Source organism: Caulobacter sp. FV1ye6ST, from assembly GCF_058681225.1.
This window is the reverse complement of the sequence record NZ_CM178733.1, coordinates 5,047,622-5,071,626: the sequence shown is the minus strand read 5'-3', so window position 1 is coordinate 5,071,626 and position 24,005 is coordinate 5,047,622. Positions and strand designations below refer to the sequence as shown.

The following is a 24,005-nucleotide window of genomic DNA, read 5'->3' as shown; positions in this document are numbered from 1 at the left end:
GAATAACGATCCGAACGAGTACGAGAAGAAGATGGAGTCCGTAGTGGCTGAGCCGAGTGGTTCCGAGGGGCGTCGTGGTCTGGGGCGGGGTCTTTCCGCCTTGCTGGGCGAGGTCGAGAACGCGCCGGCCCGGGCCCCCGGCGATAATGCGCCCGGCTCGCGTGAAGCGCCGATCGAGATCCTGAAGCGCAATCCCGACCAGCCGCGCCGCACCTTCCGCGAGGATGACCTGGAGGAGCTGTCCAACTCGATCCGCGAGAAGGGCGTCCTGCAGCCGATCCTGGTCCGTCCGGCGCCGGGCGCGCCCGGCGAATACCAGATCGTCGCCGGCGAACGCCGCTGGCGCGCCGCTCAGCGCGCGGGCCTGCGCACCGTGCCGATCATGGTGCGCGAACTGGACGACCTGGCGGTGCTGGAAATCGGCATCATCGAGAACGTCCAGCGCGCCGACCTGAACGTCCTGGAAGAGGCGCTGTCCTACAAGGTGCTGATGGAGAAGTTCGAGCGCACCCAGGACGCGATCGCCCAGACCATTGGCAAGAGCCGCAGCCACGTCGCCAACACCATGCGTCTGCTGGCCCTACCGGACGAGGTGCAGTCCTACCTAGTCAGCGGCGAGCTTTCGGCCGGTCATGCCCGCGCCATCGCCGCCGCGGCCGACCCGGTGGCCCTGGCCAAGCAGATCATCGACGGCGGCCTGTCGGTGCGCGAGACCGAGGCGCTTGCTCGCAAGACGCCTAACGCCACGCCGTCGAAGAACAAGGGCGGCCGTCCGCCGCGTGTGAAGGACACCGACACCCAGGCCCTCGAGGCCGACCTGTCGTCGGTGCTCGGCCTCGATGTCTCGATCGACCATCGCGGCTCGACGGGCACCTTGACCATCACCTACGCCACGCTCGAACAGCTCGACGACCTGTGCAATCGACTGACGCGCGGGGTGTGATCAGTCGCACCTAAAAGTGTGCGGATGAGCGGGTTTTAGGGCTCCTGAAAATTGCCTCTGTCGCGCACGAAACGGCGCCTTTCCGTACCCGGGGAGGCGTCGTTTTCGTGAGAGGAGGGCGGTTCACAGCAATTTCCGCCACAAACCCTTCTTGTGTAAGGCTTTCTTTAGAAGCATCCACAGACGCGCAAAGGACCTGTTTTCGGGCCTTTTCGGGCCTACAGCCCCAATCGCCGCGCGCGACCCGCGATCATCAGCGCCAAGCGCTCGGAGATCAGCTGATCCGGCGAGCCGGAGGTCTTGCAGGCGCGGTCGGCGCTGAGGACCTCGCCCTGGATCTCAAGAATGGCTTCCAGGTTCCAGGCGCGGGCCTGGCGCAGGAACTCGCGCTCCTGTTTCCAGAACACGCCCGAGGCCTTGGCGGCCGCCTGAAGGTCGACGCCGTTCTTGTGCAGGGTCAGCACGCGGCGCAGACGGCCCAGATAGTAGCCGATGGCCCGGACAGCCGCCGGGCCGCCTTCGCCCTCCGCCGCTGCGCGACGCAAGGCTTGCTGGGCGGGGCCGGCCCTGCCGCCGAACGCATCGGCGGCGGCGTCGCTGAGCGAGGCTTCCGGCTCGACGCCCAGAAAGTCCGTGAGGTCGGCGGCCGTGGCGGTGACGCCGCTGTTGGGGCCCAGATAGAGCGCCAGACGCTCGATCTCGGCGCGGGCCACGCCGCGCTCCTTGGGCAGGCGGGAGACGAAGAGGTCCAGGGCCTCGCTGTTGAGCCCTACCTTGTCATTGGCCAGGGTGTCGCGGGTCAGGCGAGCCAGGTCGCCGGCCTCGTCCTCGTAGCAGGGGATGACGGCGCAGCCATTAGCTTTCTCGCCGACCTTGCGCAGCTGGGAGTCACGACCCAAGGCCCCGGCCTCGACCAGGAAGAAGGCGTCGGGATTGAGCTGGCCTTCGACGTGGCGGGTCAGGGCCTCGGCGGCCTGCTTGTCCGGTCCGGCCTTCTCGCCGGCCAGGCGCAGGCGCACCAGGCGGCGGCCGCCCATCAGCGACATGGCCGACAGCTCGTCTTCCAGCTTGGCCGGATCGCTATCCAGATCGCTGTCGGTCAGCATGGCGGTGTCGAACGGGTCGTCCGGACGCTCGACCACGCGCTTGGCCAGGGCGTTGGCGCGATCGCGCACGACGCCCCGGTCCTTGCCGTAGAGCACCACGGCCCGGATGTCCGGGGTCGGCTCCCTCAGGAAGCGTTCGACGTCCGGACGCTTGGAGAGGATCATGACGCGCTCTAGGCCGCCGGCTTCTTCTTGCCCGCCGCCAGCCAGGTGGCGAGATCCAGCTGGATCTTGCGGGCCGCTTCGGTCGCCGCCCGCTCCTGGCCGTCGTTCTGGGCCGCGATCGCCGCGTAGGGCTGGTCGGCGGAGTCGTAGGTCACCGACACCTCGGTGTTGCCGGTGGTGGCTTCCTTGCCGGTCTTGGCGTCCATCAGGCGCCAGCCGACGGTCATCCGCAGCTCGTAACGGTTGGCGACGTTGTCGAGACGCACGCCTCGGGCGAAGCGGAACTCCTTGACCGAGAAGTACAGCTTGTAGGCCGCCGGATCGCCCTGCTTGTGGCCCAGGGCGTCGTCAAGCTGCTCGCGTAGCAGGTAGCCGCCCCGGCCTTCGGCCGCGACGGTCTCGATGCTGGTGAGACCGCCCTCGACCCCGGGACGGCCGTACAGCGGCGTGAAGCCGGCGCAGGCCGAGAGGGCGAGGGTCGAGAGCGCTATCGCGCCAGCCGCCAGGGTGCGTTTCATAGAGGTCCCTTGGGGTCTCAATTGGCCACGATGTTGACGATGCGATCCTTGACCACGATCACCTTGCGGACCGTGACGCCCTCAAGGTGGGCCAGGACGTTCGGATCCGCCAGAGCGATTTTCTGGACCTCGTCCTCGGCCGCGCCGGCCTTGACCTTGATCTCGCCACGACGCTTGCCGTTGATCTGGATGGGCAGGACGCGCTCGTCGTCCGCGGCCAGGGCCGGGTCGGCCTTGGGCCAGGGCGCGTTGACGACCATGCCCTCGCCGCCGATCGAGGCCCAGGCCTCTTCGGCCAGGTGCGGCGTGAACGGCGCGACCAGGCGCGCCAGGATGTTCAGGGCTTCCTCGCGGGCGGCCAGCACACCCTGCGACGCGGGAGTCCCATCCCCATTGGCGGCCGGAGCGGCCTTCAGGGCGTTCAGGAACTCGTACAGGCGCGCCACGCCGCTGTTGAAGCGGAAGCCCTCGATGCTGTCGGTGACGAAGCCGATCAGCTTGTGGGCCGACTTGCGCAGGGCCAGGGCGGCTTCGTCGCTGTCGTCATGGGCGAAGTCGCCGGTCGGCTGGCTGTCGAACTCGTTCCACAGACGATGCGTGAAGCGCCAGGAGCCTTCGACCCCCGAATTGGTCCACTGGACGTCGCGCTCGGGCGGGCTGTCGCTCATCACGAACAGGCGCGCGGAGTCGACGCCATAGGCCTCGAAGATGTCCTCGGGGGCGACGACGTTCTTCTTGGACTTCGACATCTTCTCGATGTCGCCGATGATGATCGGGGCGCCGGTGGTGGCGTGGACCGCCGAGCGGCTATTGCCCTCGACGGTGATGCGGATGTCTGATGGCTCGACCCATTCGCCGGCCTCGTTCTTGTAGGCCTCGTGGGTGACCATGCCTTGGGTGAACAGGCCCGCGAACGGCTCCTCGACCGACAGCAGGTTCTCGTCCTTCAGGGCGCGGGTGATGAAGCGCGCGTACAGCAGGTGCAGGATCGCGTGCTCGACGCCGCCGATATACTGGTCGACGGGCAGCCAGTGGTCGGCCGCGTCCTTGCCCACCGGCTCGTCCGCATGGGTGTCGGCGAAGCGGGCGAAGTACCAGCTGGAGTCGATGAACGTATCCAGCGTATCGGTCTCGCGCTCGGCCTTGCCGCCGCAGGACGGACAGGTCGTATGACGCCAGGTCGGGTGTCGCAACAGCGGGTTGCCCGGCTTGTCGAAGGTGACGTCCTCGGGCAGGGCGACCGGCAGCTGGTCTTCCGGCACGGGCACGACGCCGCAGGCCTGGCAGTGGATCACCGGGATCGGGCAACCCCAGTAGCGTTGGCGCGAAATCCCCCAGTCGCGCAGGCGATAGACCGTCGCGCCCTCACCCTGGCCGGCCGCCTCGATCCGCGACACGGCCTCGGCCTTGGCGGTCTCGACGTCCATGCCGTCCAGGAATTCCGAATTGAAGATCTTGCCGGGGCCGACATAGGCCTCCTTGCCGACCTGGAAGGTCGCCGGATCCTCGCCGCTCGGCAGGACGACGGGCTTCACCGGCAGGCCGTACTTGCGGGCGAAGTCCAGGTCGCGCTGGTCGTGGGCCGGGCAGGCGAAGATCGCCCCCGTGCCGTAGTCCATCAGGATGAAGTTGGCGATCCAGACGGGCAGGGTGATCGACGGATCCAGCGGGTGCTTCACCCGCAGGCCAGTGTCGTAGCCCAGCTTCTCGGCGCTCTCGATCTCGGCTTCCGAGGTTCCGCCCTTGCGGCAGTCGGCGATGAACTGCTGGATCTCGGGATTTTCGATCGCCAGGCGCTCGGCCAGCGGATGTTCGGGTGCGATGCCGACGAAGCTGGCGCCGAACAGGGTGTCGGGACGGGTGGTATAGACCTCCAGCCCCTCGGCCATGCCGTCGGGCGCCTCGCCGTCAAAGGCGAACTTGAAGCGCAGGCCCTTGGAGCGGCCGATCCAGTTCTCCTGCATCAGGCGAACCTTGTCGGGCCAGCGGTCCAGGGTCTTCAGGCCGTCGATCAGGGCGTCGGCGTAGTCCGTGATCCGCAGGAACCACTGGGTCAGCTTGCGCTTCTCGACCGTCGCGCCCGAGCGCCAGCCCTTGCCGTCGATGACCTGCTCGTTGGCCAGGACGGTCATGTCGACCGGGTCCCAGTTGACCGAGGCTTCCTTGCGATAGACCAAGCCGCGCTTGAGCAGGCGCAGGAACCAGGCCTGTTGCTTGCCATAGTATTCCGGGTCGCAGGTGGCGAACTCGCGCGACCAGTCGACCGAAATGCCCAGCGATTTCAGCTGCTCGCGCATGGAGGCGATGTTGTCGTAGGTCCAGCCCTTGGGGTGGACGCCGCGCTCCATGGCGGCGTTTTCCGCCGGCATGCCGAAGGCGTCCCAGCCCATCGGGTGCAGGACGTTGAAGCCTTGCGCGCGCTTGTAGCGGGCCACCACGTCGCCCATGGCGTAGTTGCGGACGTGGCCCATGTGGATGCGGCCCGACGGATACGGGAACATCTCGAGCACGTAGTATTTCGGACGGCCGTCGTTGATCTCGCCGGTCTTGAAGACGTCGGCCTTCGCCCAGGCTTCACGCCACTTGGGCTCGGTGTCTTTGGGGTTGTAGCGGGCCATCGGAAACCAGGTCTTGGATGCGGAAAGACGCCCCGTTTTCGAAATCGAAGCCTGCTAAGGCAGGCTCCGCGCGCGTCCTCGACAAACTACGCGGTTTCGCGGCCGGAGCGCGCTGGAAATATAGGGCGTCACAAGGGTTCTCGCCGCTGTGGCGAGAACCCTTGGAGGGGCTTTAGCCCTTGATGTTCGAAAGTCGAAGCTGACGGGCGCGGGTCAGGATCGCGTTCTCGAGGTCGGTCGAGGTCTGGTCGGCGACCGGAGCATCGACCCAGGCGCCGTTAACGTCCTTTGACTGCTTGAACACCGTCACGTTCAGGCCGTCGGCGCGCAAGCGGGTGTCGAGGATATAGACCGTGGCCTTGAAGCGCTCGGCCGGGGTTTCCGGGTTCACGTACCAGTCGGTGATGATCACGCCGCCGTACGGATCGGCCGAGGCCAGGGGCATGAAGGCCAGGGTGTCGAGGCTGGCGCGCCACAGATAGCCATTGACGCCGATCGATCCTTCCGACGCCGGAGCCTTGGCGCCGCGGCCAAAGCGTTTGAACGGGTTCAGGCCCGGCTCGTCGCTTTGGGTCGAGAACGTCTTCGGGGGCTTGTTGCTGGCGCATGCGGTCATGCCCAGCATCGACAGAGCCAGGACGCCCGCGGCGAGGCCGCGCATCACAGACCCACGTTCAAACGCCATAGTACCTCGCTCCAATATTTCGCGGGCGCTCACGCGCACCCTGGCGCGCCCCCGCGGCCGGGAGCCGGTCTATAGCATGGCTGCGCCGCCTCAAAACAGGAATCGCGTGACCTCGGGGCAACAGGGCTCGATTGAATCGCCCAATTTGGCGCCAGGTGCGACCGAAGCGAGGTTGACCGCGTTCCGCTCCAGCCTTTAATCGCAATGTAAGGGGCTCGTTCCTACATGGGACGGGTGGGGACCAATGAGTATAGGCGGCGAGTGGTGATGACCGCGACGCGTTTCTTTCTGGCGGGGACCGCCGCGCTGATCCTGACGGGATCGGCGTCGATGGCGTTCGCCCAGGCCAAGCCTCATGCCGTCACCCCGGATTTTTCGGTCAAGAACGACTTCACCAGCGCCGCCGCTGGCGTCCAGTATCCGCAGGATGACAAGCGCACCCTGCGTTGGGACGCCAAGAAGGGCCGCTGGGGCCTGAAGCTGGACCTCGACCAGCCGTCGAGCCGTGAAATGGAAATGCAGGACGTTCAGGCCGGCGCCTATTTCAAGGTGACCCCGTCGATCCGCGTCGGCGGCGCCGTCAGCCTGGGTGAATCCAACCCGGCCCTGGCCGCCCGCAAGGCCCAGCAGCCCGATCCGGCCCCGCGCGTCCGTCTCGAGACCGCTTTCAAATTCTAAGCTTGGCCAAATTCTAAGCTTCGGCGAGTTCTAGGAACCGGCCAGGGCTTCGACGGCCGCGATCCCGACAATTCCGGTGCCGATCAGCTGCGAGACCGTGCGCGCGCGTATGCCGCCCAGGGCATAGACCGGCAGCGACGTCGCCGCCACCAGACCCTTCAAACCCTCCACGCCCAGAGGTTCGCCGGCTGACGGACTGTTGCTGGGGAAGATTGGCGAGACGACGACGGCGTCGGCGCCCGCGCGATCGGCCGCCTTCAGCGCCCCGCTGTCGTGGGCCGAGATGGTGATCAGCCAGCGGGCATGCTCGGCGCGCAGGCGGAGAATCTCGGCCGAAAGCCGTTCGGGCATGTGCAGGCCGTCGGCCCGGATGCCTTCGGCCAGCCCCGGATGAGCGCCGGCAAGCAACAGCAGCCCGCGTTCGGTGGCGATAGTCCGCAGCCGGCGACCGCGCTCGATCGCGTCTTCCGCGCCGAACGCACGGTAGACGATGCCCGCGCCGGCCGGGAGGCGCTCGGCGACGGCCTCCGGGTTTGGAACACGCTCGGGATCGGTGAAGAACAGCAGGCCGGGCAGGGTCCGGCCCCGCACGGTCCTTGGCGGAAAGGCGGTCGCCGCACTAGACAGGACTCCCAGCTCGCTCACGTCCAAGGCCGTGCTCCCCAATGCCCTCAAACACGCCGTATGCTCTTACCCGGATCCAGGACCGCATCGCGGCCGCCGAGACGCGCGCCGGACGGCCGGCGGGTTCGGTGACTCTGGTGGCGGTGTCCAAGACCCAGCCCTGGGAGCATATCGCGCCCGTGCTGGCGGCGGGACAGAAAGTCTATGGCGAGAACCGCGTGCAGGAGGCCATGGAGCGCTGGGGGCAACGGCGCCTGGGTCTTGAGCTGCGTTTGATCGGCCCGCTGCAGACCAACAAGGCCCGCGAGGCGGTCGGTTTCTTCGACGTCATCGAGACGCTGGACCGCGACAAGCTGGCCCGTGTGCTGGCCGAGGAGATCCAGCGCGCCGGCAGGGTTCCGCGCCTGTACGTCCAGGTCAATATCGGCGAAGAAGAACAGAAGGCCGGGATCGCCCCCGCCGAGGCAGACGCCTTCATCAAGGCTTGCCGCGAGACCTATGGCCTGACGATCGAGGGTCTCATGTGCATCCCGCCCGTGGACGCCGATCCCGCGCGATATTTCGCATCGTTGCGGGCCATCGCCGAGCGCAACGGCGTCGGGAAGCTGTCGATGGGCATGAGCGACGACTTCGAGGTCGCCATCGCCGAGGGCGCGACCTCCGTGCGGGTGGGCTCGGCGATCTTCGGATCGCGGACCTAGTCGGCGACGATCTCGACGGCGTCGCCCGGCTTGGACGCCGCCAGCACCGCCTCGAGATCCGGTCGCGCCAGGGCCACGCAGCCTTCGGTGCCCGGATAGCCGTCGCGGGCCAGGTGCATGAAGATCGCCGAACCCATGCCTGGCACGGGCGGACGGTCGTTGTGACCCAGGATCACCACCAAGTCGTAGACATGGTCGTCGCGCCACATCCGCTCGGCGCTGGCCGGATAGGGCAGCAGGACGGGGCGGTTGTAGTTCGGATCGCCCGGAGCGTCGCACCAGCCGTCATCGGGGCGGGTGGCGTGAAGGGGCAGGGCGGTCTTCGGACCCCCCTTGTAGACGTCGGGTCGATACCAGACCTCGCGCATCGCCCAGGTTCCAGTCGGGCTCTTGTTGTCCCCCTCGCGCTTGTCGGCGGCGGCGATCGCGCCGGCCTTGCCGATCGCGCAGCGCAGAACCTGTCCATCCAACTCGAAGCGGCCATCGGCATGGGCTCGGAACAGCATCGGCGGACGACTCCTCGACTTAAGGCCGCGCTCGGGGTTGTCCCCGAGGGCCGCAGCGGTGCATGTTCCGCCTTATGGCGCAACGCAAGACGCTTCTGCTGATCGACGACGACGAGGACCTGCGCGGCGCTTTGGCCGAGCAGCTGGCCTTGCATGAAGAGTTCGCCGTGGCCGAGGCCTCGACCGCCGGCGAGGGCGTGAAGATGTCGCGCGAGGTCAAGCCGGACCTGATCCTGCTGGATGTCGACCTGCCCGACATGGATGGCCGCGAGGCCTGCCGCCTGATGCGCAAGAACGGGGTCACGGCCCCGGTCATCATGCTGACGGCCGCGGCCAGCGACAGCGACACGATCCTGGGGCTGGAATCCGGCGCCAACGACTATGTCACCAAGCCTTTCCGCTTCGGCGTTCTGCTGGCCCGCATCCGCGCCCAGTTGCGGGTCTACGAGGCCTCGGAAGACGCGCTGTTCCGCATCGGTCCCTATGAGTTCCGCCCCTCAGCCAAGCTGCTGGTCGACGAGAAGCAGAAGAAGGTGCGGCTGACCGAGAAGGAAACCAACATCCTCAAGTACCTCTATCGCGCCGGCTCCAAGCCCGTGTCGCGCGAAGAGCTGCTGACCGAGGTCTGGGGCTACAACGCCGGGGTCACCACCCACACGCTGGAGACCCACGTCTATCGCCTGCGCCAGAAGATCGAGCCGGATCCGGCCACGGCGCGGATCCTGATCACCGAAATGGGCGGCTACCGACTGCAGCCGTAACGGCTCAAGAAAATGGCCCGGTCAGCGATGACCGGGCCTGTTCATTTCAGCGATCGCGGCCCGGAACGGGGATGATCTCAAGCGTTGCCGGCCACTTGACCTTCGGCCTGGGCCTTGCGCGCGGCGTAGACGCCGGCGAAGTCGATCGGGTCGATCAGGAAGGGCGGGAAGCCGCCCTCGGCCGTGACGTCCGAGATCAGGCGACGGGCGTACGGGAACAGGAAGCGCGGGCACTCGATCAGCAGCACCGGCTCCAGATCGGCTTCGGCGACGCCCTCGATGTGGAACAGGCCGCCGTACACGACTTCGACATGGAACACGGCTTGCTCGTCGCGCAGGGCGCGGGCCGAAAGCTTCAGGTCCACTTCGAACAGGCCGTCCGGACGACCGCGGGCATTCATCTCGACGCCCATGTCGATCTGCGGCTGGGCCGCGCCCGCGCGCAGGCTGTCCGGCGCCAGCGGGTTCTCGAAAGAGAAGTCACGGACGAACTGGGCCAGGATACGGATGCCCGATTGCGCGACGGCGTTGTCGTCCGAAGTCGCCTCGGGGGCGCCATTGGGGGCGGTGGTGTCGGTCATTAGGATAAAATCCGTAATCGGCGTCTAAAACGCCTAAGAAAGGTGGGCGCTGCTACCATGGGGACCAGTCTGGCGCAACGTTAGGCGCCTGACGGGTGAACGCGTCTCGCCTATATATAAACGATATCCTGGGCTCAAAGCCCGTTGCCGGACCTTGAAGTGCTCCAGATCCTGTTCCTCGCCGCGATCGCCGCCGTCGTTCTGTACCAGCTCTACGCCACCTTGGGGCGTCGCACTGGTCGTCAGCCCGAGGACGTGGTGACGGCCCAGCCCGGCGCCGCCCCGGTTCCGACCGAGACGCATCCGATCCTGCGCACCGAAGGCCTGGCGGCCCTGAAGTCCAAGCAGCCCGACTTCGACCCGACCAAGTTCCTGGCCGGCGCACGCTCGGCCTATGAGCAGATCGTCAAGGCCTATGCCGAGGGCGACCGCGAGACGCTCAAGCCGCTCCTGGCCTCCGACGTCATGGACAATTTCGAGCAGGCCATGGCCGCGCGCGAGACGGCCGGCCGCAGCGAGAAGGTCGAGTTCCTCACCCCGCCGCGCTTGGACCTCGAGAAGATCGACGTGGTCGGCGACCTGGCCAAGGCCGTGGTGCGGATCCTGGCGGAGGTGCGCACCCGCACCAAGGACGAGCGCGGCGAAGGCGTCGACGATCGTCGCACCGCCGAACTCTGGACCTTCGAGCGCGAGGTCAAGAGCGCCAATCCCAACTGGCGCCTGGCCTTCGTGGCCGCCGCCGAGGCGTAATGTCGAAGATCCGTCGCGTCCCGACCGCCTTCGCCTCCCTGGCCCTGGCGGTCCTGCTGCTGAGCGCCTGCGCCAGCACGACGACCACGCCGCCGCCCGCCGCGACCGGGCCGACTGTCCCGCCGCCGGTGACCAACGCCACGCCGCCGTCGCCTTCGACCCCCGCGGCGACGGCTTTGTCGTTCGCCGGCCTGGCGGGCTGGGCCGAAGAGGACCATGTCGCGGCCCTCGACGCCTTCCGCGCCGGCTGCGGCGTCGCCAAGGATCCGGCCATGACCCGCGTCTGCGGCCTGGCCCGCAACGCCGCCGTCCTGGACGAGCCCGGCGCGCGCGCGTTCCTGGAAGCCAATTTCCGGGTGGAGCCGGTCGGCGACGAGGGCCTGCTCACCGCCTATTTCGCCCCTCGGTACGAGGCGCGGATGTCGCGCAACGCCGAGTTCACCGTGCCGGTGCGCGGCCTGCCGGCCGATCTGGTGGTGCTGGACCTGGGCGCCTTCGAGCCTGGCTTCGTCGGCAAGAAGATCACGGGCCACGTCGAGGGTCCGACCTTCGTCCCCTATCCCGATCGCGCGACGATCGAGGCGACCCCGACCGACAAGCCCCTGGCCTGGATGCGGCCCGAGGAGCTGTTCTTCCTGCAGATCCAGGGTTCCGGCGTGCTGGTCTTGCCCGACGGTCGCCGCGTCAGGGCGGTGTTCGCCGGGACCAATGGCAAGCCCTTCGTGGGGATCGCCAATGCGATGCGCGACAAGGGCCTGCTGCCCGACAACAACACCTCGGGCGACGCCATTCGGACGTGGCTGGCCAACCATCGCGGGCCCGAGGCCGACGCGATCATGCAGCTGAACCCACGCTACGTGTTCTTCCGCACGCTGCCCGATGACGGCAAGGAGCCCGTCGGTTCGGCCGGCGTGCCGCTGCCGCCCGGTCGGGCCATCGCCATCGATCCTCGCCGCCACGCCATGGGCGAGCTCTACTGGCTGGATGCCGCCGCGCCGAAGCTGGCGGGCGCCTTCCCGGCCTATCGCCGCCTGGTGGTGACGCTGGACACGGGCGGGGCGATCAAGGGCGATGTCCGCGCCGATCTCTACATGGGCACGGGCGCGGCCGCTGGGGCCGAGGCCGGGCGCGTACGCCACGCCCTGCGCCTGTACCGGCTCGTTCCCCAGTAGGATGGCCAAGAAGCCGCCGCCCGCCCCGGAGGACGACCGCCGCCTTTGGAAGCTCGTCGCCTCGACAGTGACGCCGCGCGCGCCGGAAAAGCCCGAGAAGATGCGGTCCAAGGCGCGGATCCGGCCAGTGAAGAGCGCGACGGCGATCCCGGTGGAACAGCCGACCCACCTGGCCTCGATCGCCCCGCTGCGGGTGGCCCCCGAGGAACTCAAGCCGGCCCCCGCCAAGGCCCTGAAGGGCCCCGCCCAGCGCATCGAGCCCAACCGCAAGCGCCGCATCGCGAAGGAACACGACCCGATCGGCGCGCGCCTCGACATGCACGGCCTCGACCAGGATCAGGCGCGGGCGACGCTGGAGGGTTTCATCCGCCGCGCCTATGACGAGGGCCATCGCGCCGTGCTGATCATCACTGGCAAGGGCAGGGTCGGCCACGGGGTGCTGAAGCAGCGCACGCCTGAATGGCTGGCCGGGCCGGCCGTGCGCGACATGATCGCCGGGGTCTCCACCGCCGACCAGCGGCACGGCGGCGACGGCGCGCTCTATGTGGCCCTCAAGCGGAAGGGATGAGGCGCCGCCCCGTCCTCGCCATGATCGGCTCGCAAAGCTTGGCTGGAGCCAGGAGGCGAGCATGGACATCGAGATCGGGGCCGAGGCCAAGGACAAGAGCTTCAATCGCCGGGTGGCGATCACCGTCGTGGCCCTGTCGATCTTCATGGGCCTGTGCGGCGTCAAGGACGGCAACATCGTCCAGGCCATGCAGCAGGCCCAGTCGGACAGCGTCGACACCTGGAACGAGTACCAGGCCACCAAGACCAAACTCCACATCGACCAGACGGCGCTGAACCAGACGCGCCTGCTGTCGGTGTCCGGCGACCATCGTGCGGCGGAGGCCGTCCAGGTCGAGACCCTGAGGCTGCAGACCGAGATCGCCAAGTACCGGGCGGAGATTCCCGTGCTCAAGGCCAAGGCCGATGGATTTTCGGCGCAATACGACGCCCTCAACGTCCACGACGACCAGTTCGACGCCTCGGACGCCTTGATCTCGATCGCCGTATCGATCGCGGCGGTGGCGGCGCTGGTCGAGATCCCGGCGGCGCTGTGGGCGTCGTGGAGCTTTGGAGCGATGGGCGTGGTGATGGGCCTGGCGGGCTTCCTGGGCTGGAGCCTGCACTCGACCTTTCTCAGCAAGTTGCTGGGCTAGGTCTTACGCGAGGCCTTTTCGGCGATGCCGGACGTGCCCTCGCGGACCTCCAGCTTCTCGGCCACGGCGTCCAGCGAGACGCCCGAGGCGGCCATCAGCGCTAGCCAGTGGTACAGCAGGTCAGCGCTCTCGGCCGCCAGGGCGTCAGGGCCTTGGGACACCGCCGCGATCACGGTCTCGACCGCTTCCTCACCCAGCTTCTTGGCGGCGAGCGCGGGGTCGTTGAGCAGCTTGGCGGTGTAGGAAACCGACGGATCGCCGCCCTTGCGGGCTTCGATCGTCGCGGCCAGGCGGTCTAGGACTTCGGCCAAACGGCTCACATGGCGGCTCATGCGGCGCCCTTCATCGTGTCGAGGCGCACGGGGATGCCGGCGTCGGCCATGGCCTGCTTGGCCTCGCCGATCGAGATCTCGCCGAAGTGGAAGATCGAGGCGGCCAGCACGGCGGCGGCGTGGCCCTCGCGTGCGGCTTCAACCAGGTGCTCGGTCTTGCCCGCGCCGCCCGAGGCGATCACCGGCACGTTCACCGCGCCCGTCACGGCTTTCAGGAGCGGGATGTCGTAGCCGATCTTGGCCCCGTCGCGGTCCATCGAGGTCAGCAGGATCTCGCCCGCCCCGCGCTCGACCACCTTGACGGCCCAGTCGACCACGTCGAGGCCGGTGTCCTTGCGGCCGCCATAGGTCCAGACGTTCCAGCCCGAACCGTCCTCGCGCAGCTTGGCGTCGATGGCCACGACCACGCACTGGGCCCCGAAAGCGTCGGCTCCAGCGGCGATCAGGTCGGGGTTCTCGACGGCGGCGGTGTTGGTCGAGACCTTGTCGGCCCCGGCCAGCAGCAGGCGGCGCATGTCGGAGACCTGGCGGACGCCCCCGCCCACCGAGACCGGCATGAAGCAGACCTCGGCCGTGCGCGAGATGACGTCCAGGATCAAGCCGCGGCCTTCGCTGGAGGCGGTGATGTCCAGGAACATCAGCTCATCCGCGCCGGCGGCGTCATAGGCGCGGGCCTGCTCCACCGGGTCGCCGGCGTCGCGCAGGGAGACGAAATTGACCCCCTTGACCACCCGCCCGTCCTTGACGTCGAGGCAGGGAATGATCCGGGTCTTCAGCATCAGGCGGCCGCCGCGATCAGCGCTTCGGACGGCTTGATCGTGCCGGCATAGAGCGAGCGGCCCAGGATGGCGCCGGCGATCTCGACGCCCGGACGGGCCTTGAGGCGCTCGATGTCGGCGACGGCGGCCACGCCGCCCGAGGCGATCACCGGGATCGAGACGGCGTCGGCCAGCTCTCCCACGCCCTCGACATTGACGCCGGTCAGGGCGCCGTCGCGGCTGATGTCGGTAATGATCAGGGCGGCGACGCCGACATCCTCGAAACGGCGCGACAGGTCGATGGCCGACAGGTCCGACAGGCCGGTCCAGCCGTCGATGGCGACCTTGCCGTCACGCACGTCGACCGCCACGGCGATCTGCTCGGGCCACAGGCGTGCGGCCTTGCGGACCAGGTCCGGGTCGTGGACGGCCACGGTGCCGAGGATGACGCGGGACACGCCCGCCTCGATCCAGGCCTCGACGCCTTCCAGCGTGCGGATGCCGCCGCCCAGCTGCACCGGGATCGAGATCGACTCGAGGATCGACTCCACGGCGGCGGTGTTGACCGACTTGCCCTCGATGGCGCCGTTCAGATCAACGACGTGCAGCCACGAGAAACCGTCCTTGACGAAGCGCTGGGCCTGGTCGGCGGGCGAAGTGTTGAAGACCGTGGCCTTCTCCATATCGCCGTGCAGCAGACGCACGCACTGGCCGTCCTTCAGGTCGATGGCGGGATAGAGGATCATGGGCGCCATTCCAGGAAGTTGGCGAGCAGGGCGAGCCCTGAAGCTTGTGACTTTTCGGGGTGAAACTGTACGCCCGCGACATTGCCCTTGGCCACCGCCGCGACGAACGGGCCGCCGTGGTCGGTAGTGGCGACGACATCGGCCGGGTCGGCCGCGTCGAGGGCGAAGGAGTTGGCGTAGTACATGTGGGCGCCGTCCTCGATCCCCGCGAACAGGGCATGAGCGCGGGCGAAGGTTATGGCGTTCCAGCCCATGTGCGGGATGGTCAGCGAAGGATCGCTCGGCGCGAGCTTCTTCACCTGGCCGGCGATCCAGTCCAGGCCCGGCGTGACGCCGAACTCCAGGCCTTCGGTGGCCAGCAGCTGGTGACCGACGCAGATGCCCATGAAGGGGACACCCCGACCGTGCACGGCCTGGTTCATGGCTTCATAGACGCCGGTCGCGTCCAGGCCGGCGCGGCATGAGGCGAAGGCCCCGACGCCGGGCAGGAAGACGCGATCGGCCTTGGCGACAAGGTCGGGATCGGCGGTGACGACGATGTCGGCGTCGAGCGCGCGGCGGCGGGCCGCCTCACGCAGGGCCTTCTCGGCCGAACGCAGGTTGCCCGACCCGTAGTCGATCAGGGCGACGGTCTGCATGGAGGATCCTTACAGCACGCCCTTGGTGGACGGAGCCTGGCCGCCGGTCTTCGGGTCGAACTCGACCGCCTGACGCAGCGCCCGGGCCAGGGCCTTGAAGCCGCTTTCGGCCACATGGTGGGTGTTGTCGCCGTACAGGGTTTCCAGATGGACGCACGCCCCGCAGTTCATCGCGAACGCGTGGTGGAACTCCTTGAAGAGCTCGGTGTCCATCTCGCCGACCTTGGGCCGCTTGAAGTCGACCTTCCAGATCAGGTACGGCCGGTTGGAGAGATCGATGGCGCAGCGCGTCAGGGTCTCGTCCATCGGGATATAGGCGTGGCCAAAGCGCCGGATGCCCTTGAAGCCATCCAGCGCCTTGTTGATCGCCTGGCCCAGCACGATGCCGGTGTCCTCGACCGTGTGGTGCATGTCGATATGCAGGTCGCCCTTGGTCTCGACCTTGAGATCGAAGCCGCCGTGGCGCGCGAAGCTCTCCAGCATATGGTCGTAGAAACCGATGCCGGTGGAGATCGTCGAGGCGCCGGTCCCGTCGAGATCGATCCAGACCCGGATCTGGGTCTCTTTCGTCTCGCGGACCACTTCAGCGGTGCGGGCCATGGGTGTCCTTAGAGTCCGTTCTTCGCGGCCAGCTCGCGCAGGGAAACCTGCGGGCGCGGGCCGTAGTGGTCGATGACCTCGGCGGCCGCCAGGGAGCCCAGCTGGCCGCAGACCGGCAGCGGAAGGCCCTGGGTCAGGCCATAGAGGAAACCAGCGGCGTATTGGTCGCCCGCGCCGGTCGTGTCCACGACTTTTTCCACGGGGTAGGCCGAGATTTCGTGAAGCTGCCCGCCCGAGGCCACGACCGAACCCTTTTCGCTGCGGGTGACGGCGGCGATCTCGACCATCGCGGCCAGGGCCTTGGTCGCGGCGTCGAAGTCGTCGGTTTCGAACAGGGCGCAGACCTCGGCGGCATTGGCGAACACGATGTCGCACTGGGTCTGGATGAAGCCCAGCAGGCCGGCGCGGTGGCGTTCGACCACGAAGCTGTCCGACAGGGTGATCGCGATCTTGCGGCCGGCGCCGTGGGCCAGGGCGGCGGCCTTGGCGAAGGCGCGGCGGGCTTCCGGCGGGTCGAACAGATAGCCTTCCAGATACGACACCTGGGCGGCCTCGATGATCTCGGGATCGACATCGGCGCTGGACAGCTCGACGCAGGCGCCGAGATAGGTCGACATGGTGCGCTGGGCGTCCGCCGTGACGTTGATCAGGCTCTGGGCGGTGGCCGGACCTTCGGCCAGAGCGGGCGTGGTGAACACGCAGCCGATCGCGTTCATGTCGTGACGGAAGACGCGGCCCAGCTGGTCGTCGGCGACCTTGCCGATATAGGCGGCCTTGCCGCCGAAGCTGGCGATGCCGGCCATGGTGTTGGCGACGCTGCCGCCCGAGGCCTCGATGCCCGCGGCCATGGCGTCGTACAGGCTCGCGGCCCGCGCCGGGTCGATCAGGGCCATCGAGCCCTTGGTCAGGCCTTCCTGGGCGAGGAAGGCGTCGTCGCACTGGGCGATGACGTCGACGATGGCGTTGCCGATGCCGGCGACGTCGTAGAGCGCGGTCATGGAGCGGAACAAACCTTTGAAAGAACAGGGCGGGCAAGCCCGAAACACTTGGCGATTAAAGGAAGTGGGCGGCCATGGCAACGCGAGCCTTGCCCGATTGGTCGCGACATCTTAGCTGCGAGGCTTCGTTGAACGCGAGTATGCCGATGGCCGACGTCCTGATCCTGGTCCCCGCCCGCGATGAGCACCGCTATGGCGACAGCTGGGCGCCGCTGCTGGAGCGCCTCGCCGGACCGCTGCGCCGCCACGGCCTGACCATCGCCGCCCAGCCGTGGACGGATCGGGTCGAGAGAGACCAAGCCCGTCTCGTCATGCCGTCCCTGGCTTGGGGCTACCACGCCCGCCAGGCCGACTGGTTCGCCCAGCTGGACACTTTCGAGGCGGCCGGCATCCGCATGGTCAATTCGCCCGCGGTGCTGCGCTGGAACTCGACCAAGACCTATCTGGTGGAGCTGGCGGGGAAGGGCGCGCCGGTCGTCCCGACCCACGCCCACGACGTTCTGACGCTTGAGCATGTCCAGGCCGCTTTCGACGCCTTCGGGGTCGACGAGGTGGTGGTCAAGCCGCAGATCTCGGCCGGTTCGCACGAGACCATTCGGGTCAAACGCCACGGATCGCTCGAAGGCGGCCCCACGGGTCCGGCCCTGATCCAGCCCTTCCTGCCGGCGGTGGGCGAGGAGGGCGAGCTGTCGCTGTTCTATTTCGACGGCCATTTCAGCCACGCGGTGGCCAAGGTCGCCGTTGAGGGCGACTTCCGCGTCCAGCCGCAGTTCGGCGGCAAGGCCACCGAGATCGCGCCCGAGCCCGAGGCCCTGCGCGCGGCCGAGATGGTGCTGGAAGCGGCCGGCGCGCCGCTGACCTACGCCCGCGTCGATCTGATCCGGGGCCTGGAGCACACGCCGCAGCTGATGGAGCTGGAGGCGATCGAGCCGGATCTCTTCCTGGAACACGCGCACGACCAGGGTGAGGCCTTCGCCCGGGCGGTGATCAAGGCGATCGGCTAAGCCCCCAGGAACAGCTCTCGCGAAGGGCACAGGTCGCTGATCTTGCACATCTCGCACTTGGGCTTGCGGGCGACGCAGACATAGCGCCCGTGCAGGATCAGCCAGTGGTGCGCCCGGGTCTGGTAGGGCGGCGGCACGATCCGCATCAGGTCCTGCTCGACCGCGTCGGGCGTCTTGCCGGCCGACAGCTTGAGGCGGTGGGCGACGCGGAAGACGTGGGTGTCGACGGCGATGGCGGGCTCGATGTCCAGCTCGTTCAGCACCACGCTGGCGGTCTTGCGGCCCACGCCGGGCAGGGCTTCCAGATCTTCGCGGTTCAGCGGGACCTGACCGCCGTGCCTGTCCATCAGGATGTGGGCGGCGGCGATGACGTTCTTGGCCTTGGTGCGGAACAGGCCGATGGAAGCGATGTACTTGATCAGTCCCTCCTCGCCGAGCTCCAGCATCTTCTCGGCGCTATCGGCGACCTGGAACAGCGGGCCGGTGGCCTTGTTGACCTGGACGTCGGTGGCCTGCGCCGACAGGGCCACGGCGGTCACCAGTTCGTAGGGATTGGCGTAGTTGAGCTCGGTCTTCGGATGCGGCTCCAGGCTCTCGAATCGCGCGAACAGCACCTCGACCCGCTCGCGCTCGGCGGGGCTGACCCGCTTCTGGGCGGGTTTCTTCTTCTTCGTGAGCGAGGGCTTGGCCATGGCGGGGACCATGCCGTGGTACGAACGTCTCGCCAAGCATTGGCAGTGCGACTAGGTTTCCGACCCATGGCCGCGCCGACCTACATGGACACGCTGATCACGCCGAACCGATCGCTGAGCGATAGGGGCATGAAGATCGTGCTGGGCGTGGTCATCGCCTTCAACCTGCTCATCGCCCTGTTCCTGCTCGTGCTGCGCGCGCCGGTGGTGCTGCCGTTCCTGGGCCTGGATGTGCTGGGCGTCTGGCTGGGTCTGAGGGCCAGCGCCCGCGCCGCGCGTCGGGCCGAGCGCGTGCGCGTCACAGCCGAGGCGATTACGGTCAGCCGAGAGGATGAGAAGGGCAGCCGTCAGATTTGGACCTCGCCCACGGCTTTCACGCGGGTCGGTGTCGAGCAGCCGGGCGAGCATGAGGCGCGGGTTCGCCTGATGATCTACCGTCGCCGCCTGACCATCGGCCGCGCCCTGGCGCCGGTCGAGCGCATGGACTTCGCCGATACTCTGCAGGACGCCATCCGCGCGGCCCGAAACGAGCGCTGGTCATGACCGCGAGGACACCCACAGCAAGAACCGGGCGGACACTGTTCTGCGCGCGCCATAGCCTATGAGCATGGCCTACGACGCATCCCCTCTCACGACCGCGATCCCGGAGACGGCTAGCGAAGAGCTGGTTCGTCTGGCTGAGCGCTCGGTCGACTACCACCGCATGGCCAAGGCGCTCGACTGGCTGGCCGAGCGGTGGTCGGATCATCCCTCGCTCGACGAGGCCGCCCAGGCCGTGGGCCTGTCGCCGTTCCACTTCCAGCGCATCTTCACCCGCTGGGCGGGGGTCAGCCCCAAGAGCTTCGTCTCGGCCATCGCCCACGCAGAGGCCCGGCGCTCGCTGGAGGCCGGCGGCACGGTGTTGGACGCGGCGTTCGACGCCGGACTGTCAGGCCCCTCGCGCCTGCACGACCTGTTCATCGCCCAGGAGGCCGCGACCCCGGGCGAGGTGCGCCGACGCGGCGCGGGGATGCGGCTACGCTGGGGTTGGGCGCCGACGCCGTTCGGAAGGGGTCTGTTCGTGATGGCCGATCGCGGCCTGGCGGGCCTGGCCTTCTCGGACGGCGACGATGAGGCGACCTTCGCCGACATGCACCGCCGCTTCCCCGCGGCCGACTGGCGACGCGACGACGAAGCCGCCCAGGCCACGGCGATCCACGCCTTCACGGGCGGGGAGGGGCCGTTGCCGGTGGTGCTGATCGGCTCGCCCTACCACGTGCAGGTCTGGAAGGCCTTGCTGCGAATCCCGTCCGGCGAGACCGCCACCTACGGCCAGGTGGCCTGCTGGGCCGGCAAGCCCAAGGCGTTCCAGGCCACCGGCGGCGCGATTGGGGCCAACCCGATCTCGCTGCTGATCCCCTGTCACCGGGCGATCGGCAAGAGCGGCAAGCTGACCGGCTACCACTGGGGCCTGGCGCGGAAGGCGGCGATCCTGGGGATGGAGGCGGTTTCCGCCGCTTCCTAGAGAATGAACCGGCTCAGGTCGGCGTTGGCCGCCAGGGCGCCGATCCGCTCCTGCACATAGGCCGCGTCGATCGCCACCGTTTCGCCGCCGCGGTCGGCCGCCGAGAAGCTGATCTCCTCGACCACCTTTTCCAGGATCGTCTGCAAACGCCGGGCTCCGATGTTCTCGACCGAGTTGTTCACCGCCACGGCCGCGTCGGCCAGGGTGTCGATCGCCTCGTCGGTGAAGGTCAGGATCACGCCCTCGGTCAGCATCAAGGCCTGGTGCTGGCGAATCAGGTTGGCTTCCGGCTCGGTCAGGATGCGGCGCATGTCGTCGCGCGACAGGCCCTTCAGCTCGACGCGGATCGGCAGGCGGCCTTGCAGTTCAGGCAGCAGGTCAGACGGCTTGGCGACGTGGAAGGCGCCCGAGGCGATGAACAGGATGTGGTCGGTCTTCACCGGCCCGTACTTGGTCGAGACCGTCGTGCCCTCGATCAGCGGCAGCAGGTCGCGCTGCACGCCTTCGCGGGAAACGTCGGCGCCCGAGCGCTGCGAACTGCTGGCGACCTTGTCGATCTCGTCCAGGAACACGATGCCGTGGTTCTCGGTCAGCTCCAGGGCTTCCTGGGTCAGGGCTTCCTGGTCCAGAAGCTTGTCGCTTTCCTCGGCGATCAGCGGGGTCCAGGCGGCCGAGACGGTGGTCTTGTGGGTCTTGGTGCGACCGCCGCCGAACGACTTCATCATCTCCGACAGGTTCAGCACCTGGGCGCCGGGCTGGCCGGGGATCTCGAAACTGGCGCCGCCGCCGGTGTCGGCCAACTGCAGCTCGATGTCCTTGTCGTCCAGCTCACCGGCGCGCAGCTTCTTGCGGAAGCTGTCGCGAGCGGCGGTCGAGCCGGGGCCGGTCAGCGCGTCGAGGATGCGCTCCTCGGCGGCGGCTTCGGCCTTCGCCTTCACGGCGGCGCGGCGCTTGTCGCGGACCATGGCCAGGGCGCTCTCGACGAGATCGCGAACGATCTGGTCGACGTCGCGGCCGACATAGCCGACCTCGGTGAACTTGGTGGCCTCGACCTTGAGGAACGGCGCCTGGGCCAGCTTGGCCAGGCGGCGCGCGATCTCGGTCTTGCCCACGCCCGTGGGGCCGATCAGCAGGATGTTCTTGGGCGTCACCTCGTCACGCAGGTCGGCCGGCACGCGACGGCGCCGCCAGCGGTTGCGCAAGGCCACGGCGACGGCCTTCTTGGCCTCGGCGTGGCCGACGATGTAGCGGTCCAGTTCGGAAACGATCTCGCGGGGGGAAAACTCGGTCATTACAGGCTTTCCACCGTCAGATTGCCATTGGTGTAGACGCAGATCTCGGCGGCGATGGCCATCGCCTTGCGGGCGATCTCCTCAGCCGAGAGATCCTGGTCGATCAGCGCTTTACCCGCCGCCAAGGCATAATTTCCGCCAGAGCCGATCGCGGCCACCGCATTGCCGTCGGCGCTCTCGCCGGGCTCCAGCACGTCGCCGACGCCGGTGACGGTGTAGATGGCGGTCCTGTCGGCCACCAGCAGCATGGCCTCCAGTCGGCGCAGATAGCGGTCGGTGCGCCAGTCCTTGGCCAAGTCGACGCAAGCGCGGGCCAACTGGTCGGGATACTGCTCCAGCTTGGCCTCCAGGCGCTCGATGAGCGTGAAGGCGTCCGCCGTGGCGCCGGCGAAACCCGCCACCACCTTGCCGCCCGCGAGGCGTCGCACCTTACGGGCGTTGCCCTTGACGACGGTTGGCCCCATGGAGACCTGTCCGTCGCCGGCGATCACGGTCTGTCCGTTCTTGCGCACCGCCAGAATGGTCGTGCCGTGCCAGTTTGGAAAAGAGTTGGCGGGGAAAGATGTCGAGCTTTGCATGGCTTCGCATGTGGCGAGGCCGGGCCGGAGGGTCAAGCACCATGAGTTTTTCAGCGAGCGAGGTCGAGCGCTACGCCCGCCATCTGGTGCTTCGCGAAGTCGGCGGTCCGGGTCAGCAGAAGCTGAAAAGCGCTCGGGTGTTAATGGTCGGCGCCGGCGGCCTGGGCGCGCCGGCCGCGCTGTATCTGGCCGCCGCCGGGGTCGGGACCATTGGCCTGGTCGATCCGGACGCCGTCTCGCTGTCGAACCTGCAGCGACAGGTGCTCTACGCCACCGCCGATGTCGGCCGGCCCAAGGTCGAGGCGGCCGTCCAGCATCTGAGCGCTCTGAACCCGCACACCACGGTCGAAACCCATAAGGTATGGCTGGACGCCGCGAACGCCGGCGACATCGTCGGTCGGTATGACCTCGTTCTGGACGGCACCGACGACTTCGCCACCCGCTTCGCCGTCAGCGACGCCTGCCTGGCCCACGGCAAGCCGCTGGTCAGCGGCGCCCTGGGTCGCTGGACCGGCCAGGTCGGGGTGTTCCACGGCAAGCCCTGCTATCGCTGTCTTGTGCCCCAGGTCCCGCCGGACGCCGAGACCTGCTCGCTGGTCGGCGTGGTCGGGGCCCTGGCGGGTGTGATCGGATCAATGATGGCCCTGGAAGCGCTCAAGCTGATCGTCGGCGCGGGCGAACCGCTGTCCGGCAAGCTCTTGATCTATGACGCCCTTTCGGCCGAGACTCGCACGGTGCGGATCGGGGCCGATCCCCATTGTCCGTCGTGTGGAGCTTGACGTAGAACGTCGTTCTCTGAAAGCCTAGTGTGAGTTCGCATCGCGGGGAGTGGCGGGATGAAGACGCTGTTGCGCGGCCTGGGCGTGGCCCTGGTCCTCATCGTCGTCCTGGCCACGGCGGGCTGGTTCCTGCTCCAGCGGCCGGACATACCCTATCCCACGCTGGAAGCGCGGTATGGCTATGCCGACAGCCAGTATGTGGATCTGCCGGGCGGCGTGCGGGCGCACTACCGCGACCTCGGGCCGCGTGGGGCGCCGGCCATCGTGCTGATTCACGGCTTTTCGGCCTCGACCCATGCCTGGGACGCCTGGGCCAGGGCGCTGTCGAGGGACTACCGCGTGGTCGTCCTTGATCTCCCGGGCCACGGCCTGACACGGACGCCCCCGGGCTATACGGCGGGGCCAGACGGTTTCGGCGCGGTGGTTGACGGCGTGACCGGCAAGCTGGGCCTGACTCGCTTCACCCTGGGCGGCAATTCGATGGGCGGCGGGGTGGCCTGGGCCTACACCCTGGACCATCCAGACAAGGTCGAGCGCCTTGTCCTGGTCGACGCGGCGGGCTGGCCGATGACCAAGGCCGGCGGAGCCTCGATCTTCGCGATCCTGCGCAATCCGCTGGGCCGCCGGCTGCTGAAGGACATCGACAGCCGCCCGCTGGTCGCCCAGGGCCTGCGCGCCGCCTATCTTGATCCCAAGCTGGTCACGCCGGCCCTGGTCGATCGCTATGTCGACCTGGCCCGGGCCCCGGGGCATCGCGATATCCTGCTGGGCTTGCAGACCGGTTCGCGGCGGGAAGCCAAGGCGGCGGATTTGTCGCGCATCCACGTCCCGACCCTGGTCATGGTCGGCCAGGACGACCGCCTCATCCCGGCCGCCGACGGCGAGAAGTTCCACAAGGTCATACCCGGCGCGACCCTGATCCTCTATCCGGGCGTGGGCCACGTGCCTATGGAGCAGGTCCCTGATCGCTCGGCGGCGGACCTGAAAGCCTGGCTGGAGGCCCATCCGGTGAAATACCCATCCAATCCAGGTTGATCTGCATCAAGAATTCGCTCCGCCTGCTAGGCTAAGCCT

29 protein-coding genes are annotated in these 24,005 nt (G+C 68.1%); 13 read left to right on the top strand and 16 right to left on the bottom strand.

All coding sequences use genetic code 11. From position 1 onward, the window contains the following. The first annotated feature begins 31 nt into the window (after window positions 1–31). Window positions 32–943 carry a ParB/RepB/Spo0J family partition protein gene (locus ACW175_RS24095; protein WP_492102424.1) on the top strand — a complete coding sequence of 304 codons (912 nt, stop codon included), beginning with the start codon at window positions 32–34 and terminating at the stop codon, window positions 941–943. A gap of 218 nt (window positions 944–1,161) precedes the next feature. Here the strand turns inward: ACW175_RS24095 and holA are convergent, their stop codons facing one another. From holA to ACW175_RS24075, 4 genes are all read right to left on the bottom strand, one after another. Next, entirely contained in the window at window positions 1,162–2,214 is a 1,053-nt protein-coding gene (gene holA / locus ACW175_RS24090; protein WP_492102423.1) for a DNA polymerase III subunit delta, read from the bottom strand. An 8-nt stretch (window positions 2,215–2,222) separates the two neighbouring features. Continuing rightward, window positions 2,223–2,732 carry an LPS assembly lipoprotein LptE gene (gene lptE / locus ACW175_RS24085; RefSeq protein ID WP_492102422.1) on the bottom strand — a complete coding sequence of 170 codons (510 nt, stop codon included), beginning with the start codon at window positions 2,730–2,732 and terminating at the stop codon, window positions 2,223–2,225. Window positions 2,733–2,749: 17 nt separating this feature from the next. Continuing rightward, window positions 2,750–5,350, bottom strand: a complete 2,601-nt coding sequence (gene leuS / locus ACW175_RS24080) for a leucine--tRNA ligase (protein WP_492102421.1) — start codon at window positions 5,348–5,350, stop codon at window positions 2,750–2,752. 172 nt (window positions 5,351–5,522) lie between these two features. After that, entirely contained in the window at window positions 5,523–6,050 is a 528-nt protein-coding gene (locus ACW175_RS24075; protein ID WP_492102420.1) for a DUF3576 domain-containing protein, read from the bottom strand. Window positions 6,051–6,302: 252 nt separating this feature from the next. On the opposite strand from ACW175_RS24075, the gene ACW175_RS24070 reads away from it, so the two are divergent. After that, a complete protein-coding gene (locus ACW175_RS24070) occupies window positions 6,303–6,713 on the top strand; it encodes an NtrZ family periplasmic regulatory protein (protein WP_199743570.1) in 411 nt (136 codons plus the stop codon). A 30-nt stretch (window positions 6,714–6,743) separates the two neighbouring features. On the opposite strand, the gene ACW175_RS24065 is transcribed toward ACW175_RS24070, so the two are convergent. Then, window positions 6,744–7,349 (bottom strand): thiamine phosphate synthase, encoded by a 606-nt coding sequence (locus tag ACW175_RS24065; protein ID WP_492105042.1) that lies wholly within the window; start codon window positions 7,347–7,349, stop codon window positions 6,744–6,746. Window positions 7,350–7,378: 29 nt separating this feature from the next. On the opposite strand from ACW175_RS24065, the gene ACW175_RS24060 reads away from it, so the two are divergent. Next, window positions 7,379–8,038 (top strand): YggS family pyridoxal phosphate-dependent enzyme, encoded by a 660-nt coding sequence (locus ACW175_RS24060; protein WP_492102419.1) that lies wholly within the window; start codon window positions 7,379–7,381, stop codon window positions 8,036–8,038. Here the strand turns inward: ACW175_RS24060 and ACW175_RS24055 are convergent. Beyond that, a complete protein-coding gene (locus tag ACW175_RS24055; RefSeq protein ID WP_492102418.1) occupies window positions 8,035–8,544 on the bottom strand; it encodes a L,D-transpeptidase family protein in 510 nt (169 codons plus the stop codon). The two genes, ACW175_RS24060 and ACW175_RS24055, sit on opposite strands and share 4 nt — an antisense overlap. A gap of 74 nt (window positions 8,545–8,618) precedes the next feature. Between ACW175_RS24055 and ACW175_RS24050 the strand changes: the two genes are divergently transcribed. Then, a complete protein-coding gene (locus ACW175_RS24050) occupies window positions 8,619–9,305 on the top strand; it encodes a response regulator transcription factor (RefSeq protein WP_492105041.1) in 687 nt (228 codons plus the stop codon). A 77-nt stretch (window positions 9,306–9,382) separates the two neighbouring features. Here ACW175_RS24050 and secB read toward each other — a convergent pair whose 3' ends face one another. After that, entirely contained in the window at window positions 9,383–9,886 is a 504-nt protein-coding gene (secB, locus tag ACW175_RS24045) for a protein-export chaperone SecB (protein ID WP_492102417.1), read from the bottom strand. A gap of 144 nt (window positions 9,887–10,030) precedes the next feature. Here secB and timA point away from each other — a divergent pair, with 144 nt between their 5' ends. From timA to ACW175_RS24025, 4 genes are all read left to right on the top strand, one after another. Beyond that, window positions 10,031–10,636 (top strand): TIM44-related membrane protein TimA, encoded by a 606-nt coding sequence (timA, locus tag ACW175_RS24040; protein ID WP_099582032.1) that lies wholly within the window; start codon window positions 10,031–10,033, stop codon window positions 10,634–10,636. After that, complete coding sequence (locus ACW175_RS24035) at window positions 10,636–11,808, top strand: MltA domain-containing protein (protein ID WP_492102416.1); 1,173 nt, start codon at window positions 10,636–10,638, stop codon at window positions 11,806–11,808. Before timA ends, ACW175_RS24035 begins: the two co-directional genes overlap by 1 nt. Before the next feature lies 1 nt (window position 11,809). Further along, a complete protein-coding gene (locus ACW175_RS24030) occupies window positions 11,810–12,376 on the top strand; it encodes a Smr/MutS family protein (RefSeq protein WP_492102415.1) in 567 nt (188 codons plus the stop codon). Between the two features lie 61 nt (window positions 12,377–12,437). Then, a complete protein-coding gene (locus ACW175_RS24025; protein WP_492102414.1) occupies window positions 12,438–13,010 on the top strand; it encodes a DUF4337 domain-containing protein in 573 nt (190 codons plus the stop codon). Here the strand turns inward: ACW175_RS24025 and ACW175_RS24020 are convergent. The 6 genes from ACW175_RS24020 to ACW175_RS23995 are packed head-to-tail and all read right to left on the bottom strand — an operon-like array spanning window position 13,007 to window position 17,082. Further along, window positions 13,007–13,342, bottom strand: a complete 336-nt coding sequence (locus ACW175_RS24020; protein WP_492102413.1) for a phosphoribosyl-ATP diphosphatase — start codon at window positions 13,340–13,342, stop codon at window positions 13,007–13,009. The genes ACW175_RS24025 and ACW175_RS24020 overlap by 4 nt on opposite strands. Next, window positions 13,339–14,121, bottom strand: coding sequence for an imidazole glycerol phosphate synthase subunit HisF (hisF, locus tag ACW175_RS24015; RefSeq protein WP_492102412.1), 783 nt, complete (start codon window positions 14,119–14,121; stop codon window positions 13,339–13,341). The genes ACW175_RS24020 and hisF overlap by 4 nt, the downstream gene beginning before the upstream one ends. Continuing rightward, the gene (gene hisA / locus ACW175_RS24010; protein ID WP_199170688.1) at window positions 14,121–14,855 is read right to left on the bottom strand and encodes a 1-(5-phosphoribosyl)-5-[(5-phosphoribosylamino)methylideneamino]imidazole-4-carboxamide isomerase; all 735 of its coding nucleotides are present in this window, start codon (window positions 14,853–14,855) and stop codon (window positions 14,121–14,123) included. Before hisA ends, hisF begins: the two co-directional genes overlap by 1 nt. Continuing rightward, on the bottom strand, window positions 14,843–15,484 hold the full coding sequence (hisH, locus tag ACW175_RS24005) for an imidazole glycerol phosphate synthase subunit HisH (protein ID WP_492102411.1): 642 nt from the start codon (window positions 15,482–15,484) through the stop codon (window positions 14,843–14,845). The genes hisA and hisH overlap by 13 nt, the downstream gene beginning before the upstream one ends. 9 nt (window positions 15,485–15,493) lie before the next feature. Continuing rightward, the gene (gene hisB, locus ACW175_RS24000) at window positions 15,494–16,084 is read right to left on the bottom strand and encodes an imidazoleglycerol-phosphate dehydratase HisB (protein WP_492102410.1); all 591 of its coding nucleotides are present in this window, start codon (window positions 16,082–16,084) and stop codon (window positions 15,494–15,496) included. A gap of 8 nt (window positions 16,085–16,092) precedes the next feature. Then, window positions 16,093–17,082, bottom strand: a complete 990-nt coding sequence (locus ACW175_RS23995; protein ID WP_492102409.1) for an adenosine kinase — start codon at window positions 17,080–17,082, stop codon at window positions 16,093–16,095. A 146-nt stretch (window positions 17,083–17,228) separates the two neighbouring features. Between ACW175_RS23995 and ACW175_RS23990 the strand changes: the two genes are divergently transcribed. After that, window positions 17,229–18,086: an ATP-grasp domain-containing protein gene (locus ACW175_RS23990; protein ID WP_492102408.1), complete on the top strand. Its 858-nt coding sequence runs from the start codon at window positions 17,229–17,231 to the stop codon at window positions 18,084–18,086. On the opposite strand, the gene nth is transcribed toward ACW175_RS23990, so the two are convergent. Continuing rightward, entirely contained in the window at window positions 18,083–18,790 is a 708-nt protein-coding gene (gene nth, locus ACW175_RS23985; protein ID WP_492105040.1) for an endonuclease III, read from the bottom strand. The two genes, ACW175_RS23990 and nth, sit on opposite strands and share 4 nt — an antisense overlap. 54 nt (window positions 18,791–18,844) lie before the next feature. On the opposite strand from nth, the gene ACW175_RS23980 reads away from it, so the two are divergent. Together ACW175_RS23980 and ACW175_RS23975 are read left to right on the top strand one after the other, a co-directional pair. After that, on the top strand, window positions 18,845–19,321 hold the full coding sequence (locus ACW175_RS23980; protein WP_492102407.1) for a DUF2244 domain-containing protein: 477 nt from the start codon (window positions 18,845–18,847) through the stop codon (window positions 19,319–19,321). A 58-nt stretch (window positions 19,322–19,379) separates the two neighbouring features. Then, window positions 19,380–20,282 (top strand): methylated-DNA--[protein]-cysteine S-methyltransferase, encoded by a 903-nt coding sequence (locus ACW175_RS23975; protein WP_492102406.1) that lies wholly within the window; start codon window positions 19,380–19,382, stop codon window positions 20,280–20,282. Here the strand turns inward: ACW175_RS23975 and hslU are convergent. Together hslU and hslV are read right to left on the bottom strand one after the other, a co-directional pair. Then, window positions 20,279–21,574 (bottom strand): ATP-dependent protease ATPase subunit HslU, encoded by a 1,296-nt coding sequence (gene hslU / locus ACW175_RS23970; RefSeq protein ID WP_492102405.1) that lies wholly within the window; start codon window positions 21,572–21,574, stop codon window positions 20,279–20,281. The two genes, ACW175_RS23975 and hslU, sit on opposite strands and share 4 nt — an antisense overlap. Then, the gene (gene hslV / locus ACW175_RS23965) at window positions 21,574–22,188 is read right to left on the bottom strand and encodes an ATP-dependent protease subunit HslV (RefSeq protein WP_492102404.1); all 615 of its coding nucleotides are present in this window, start codon (window positions 22,186–22,188) and stop codon (window positions 21,574–21,576) included. The genes hslU and hslV overlap by 1 nt, the downstream gene beginning before the upstream one ends. A 5-nt stretch (window positions 22,189–22,193) precedes the next feature. On the opposite strand from hslV, the gene ACW175_RS23960 reads away from it, so the two are divergent. Then, window positions 22,194–22,931, top strand: coding sequence for a HesA/MoeB/ThiF family protein (locus tag ACW175_RS23960; protein ID WP_492102403.1), 738 nt, complete (start codon window positions 22,194–22,196; stop codon window positions 22,929–22,931). Between the two features lie 57 nt (window positions 22,932–22,988). Beyond that, window positions 22,989–23,966, top strand: a complete 978-nt coding sequence (locus ACW175_RS23955; RefSeq protein ID WP_492102402.1) for an alpha/beta fold hydrolase — start codon at window positions 22,989–22,991, stop codon at window positions 23,964–23,966. Window positions 23,967–24,005: the final 39 nt, after the last annotated feature.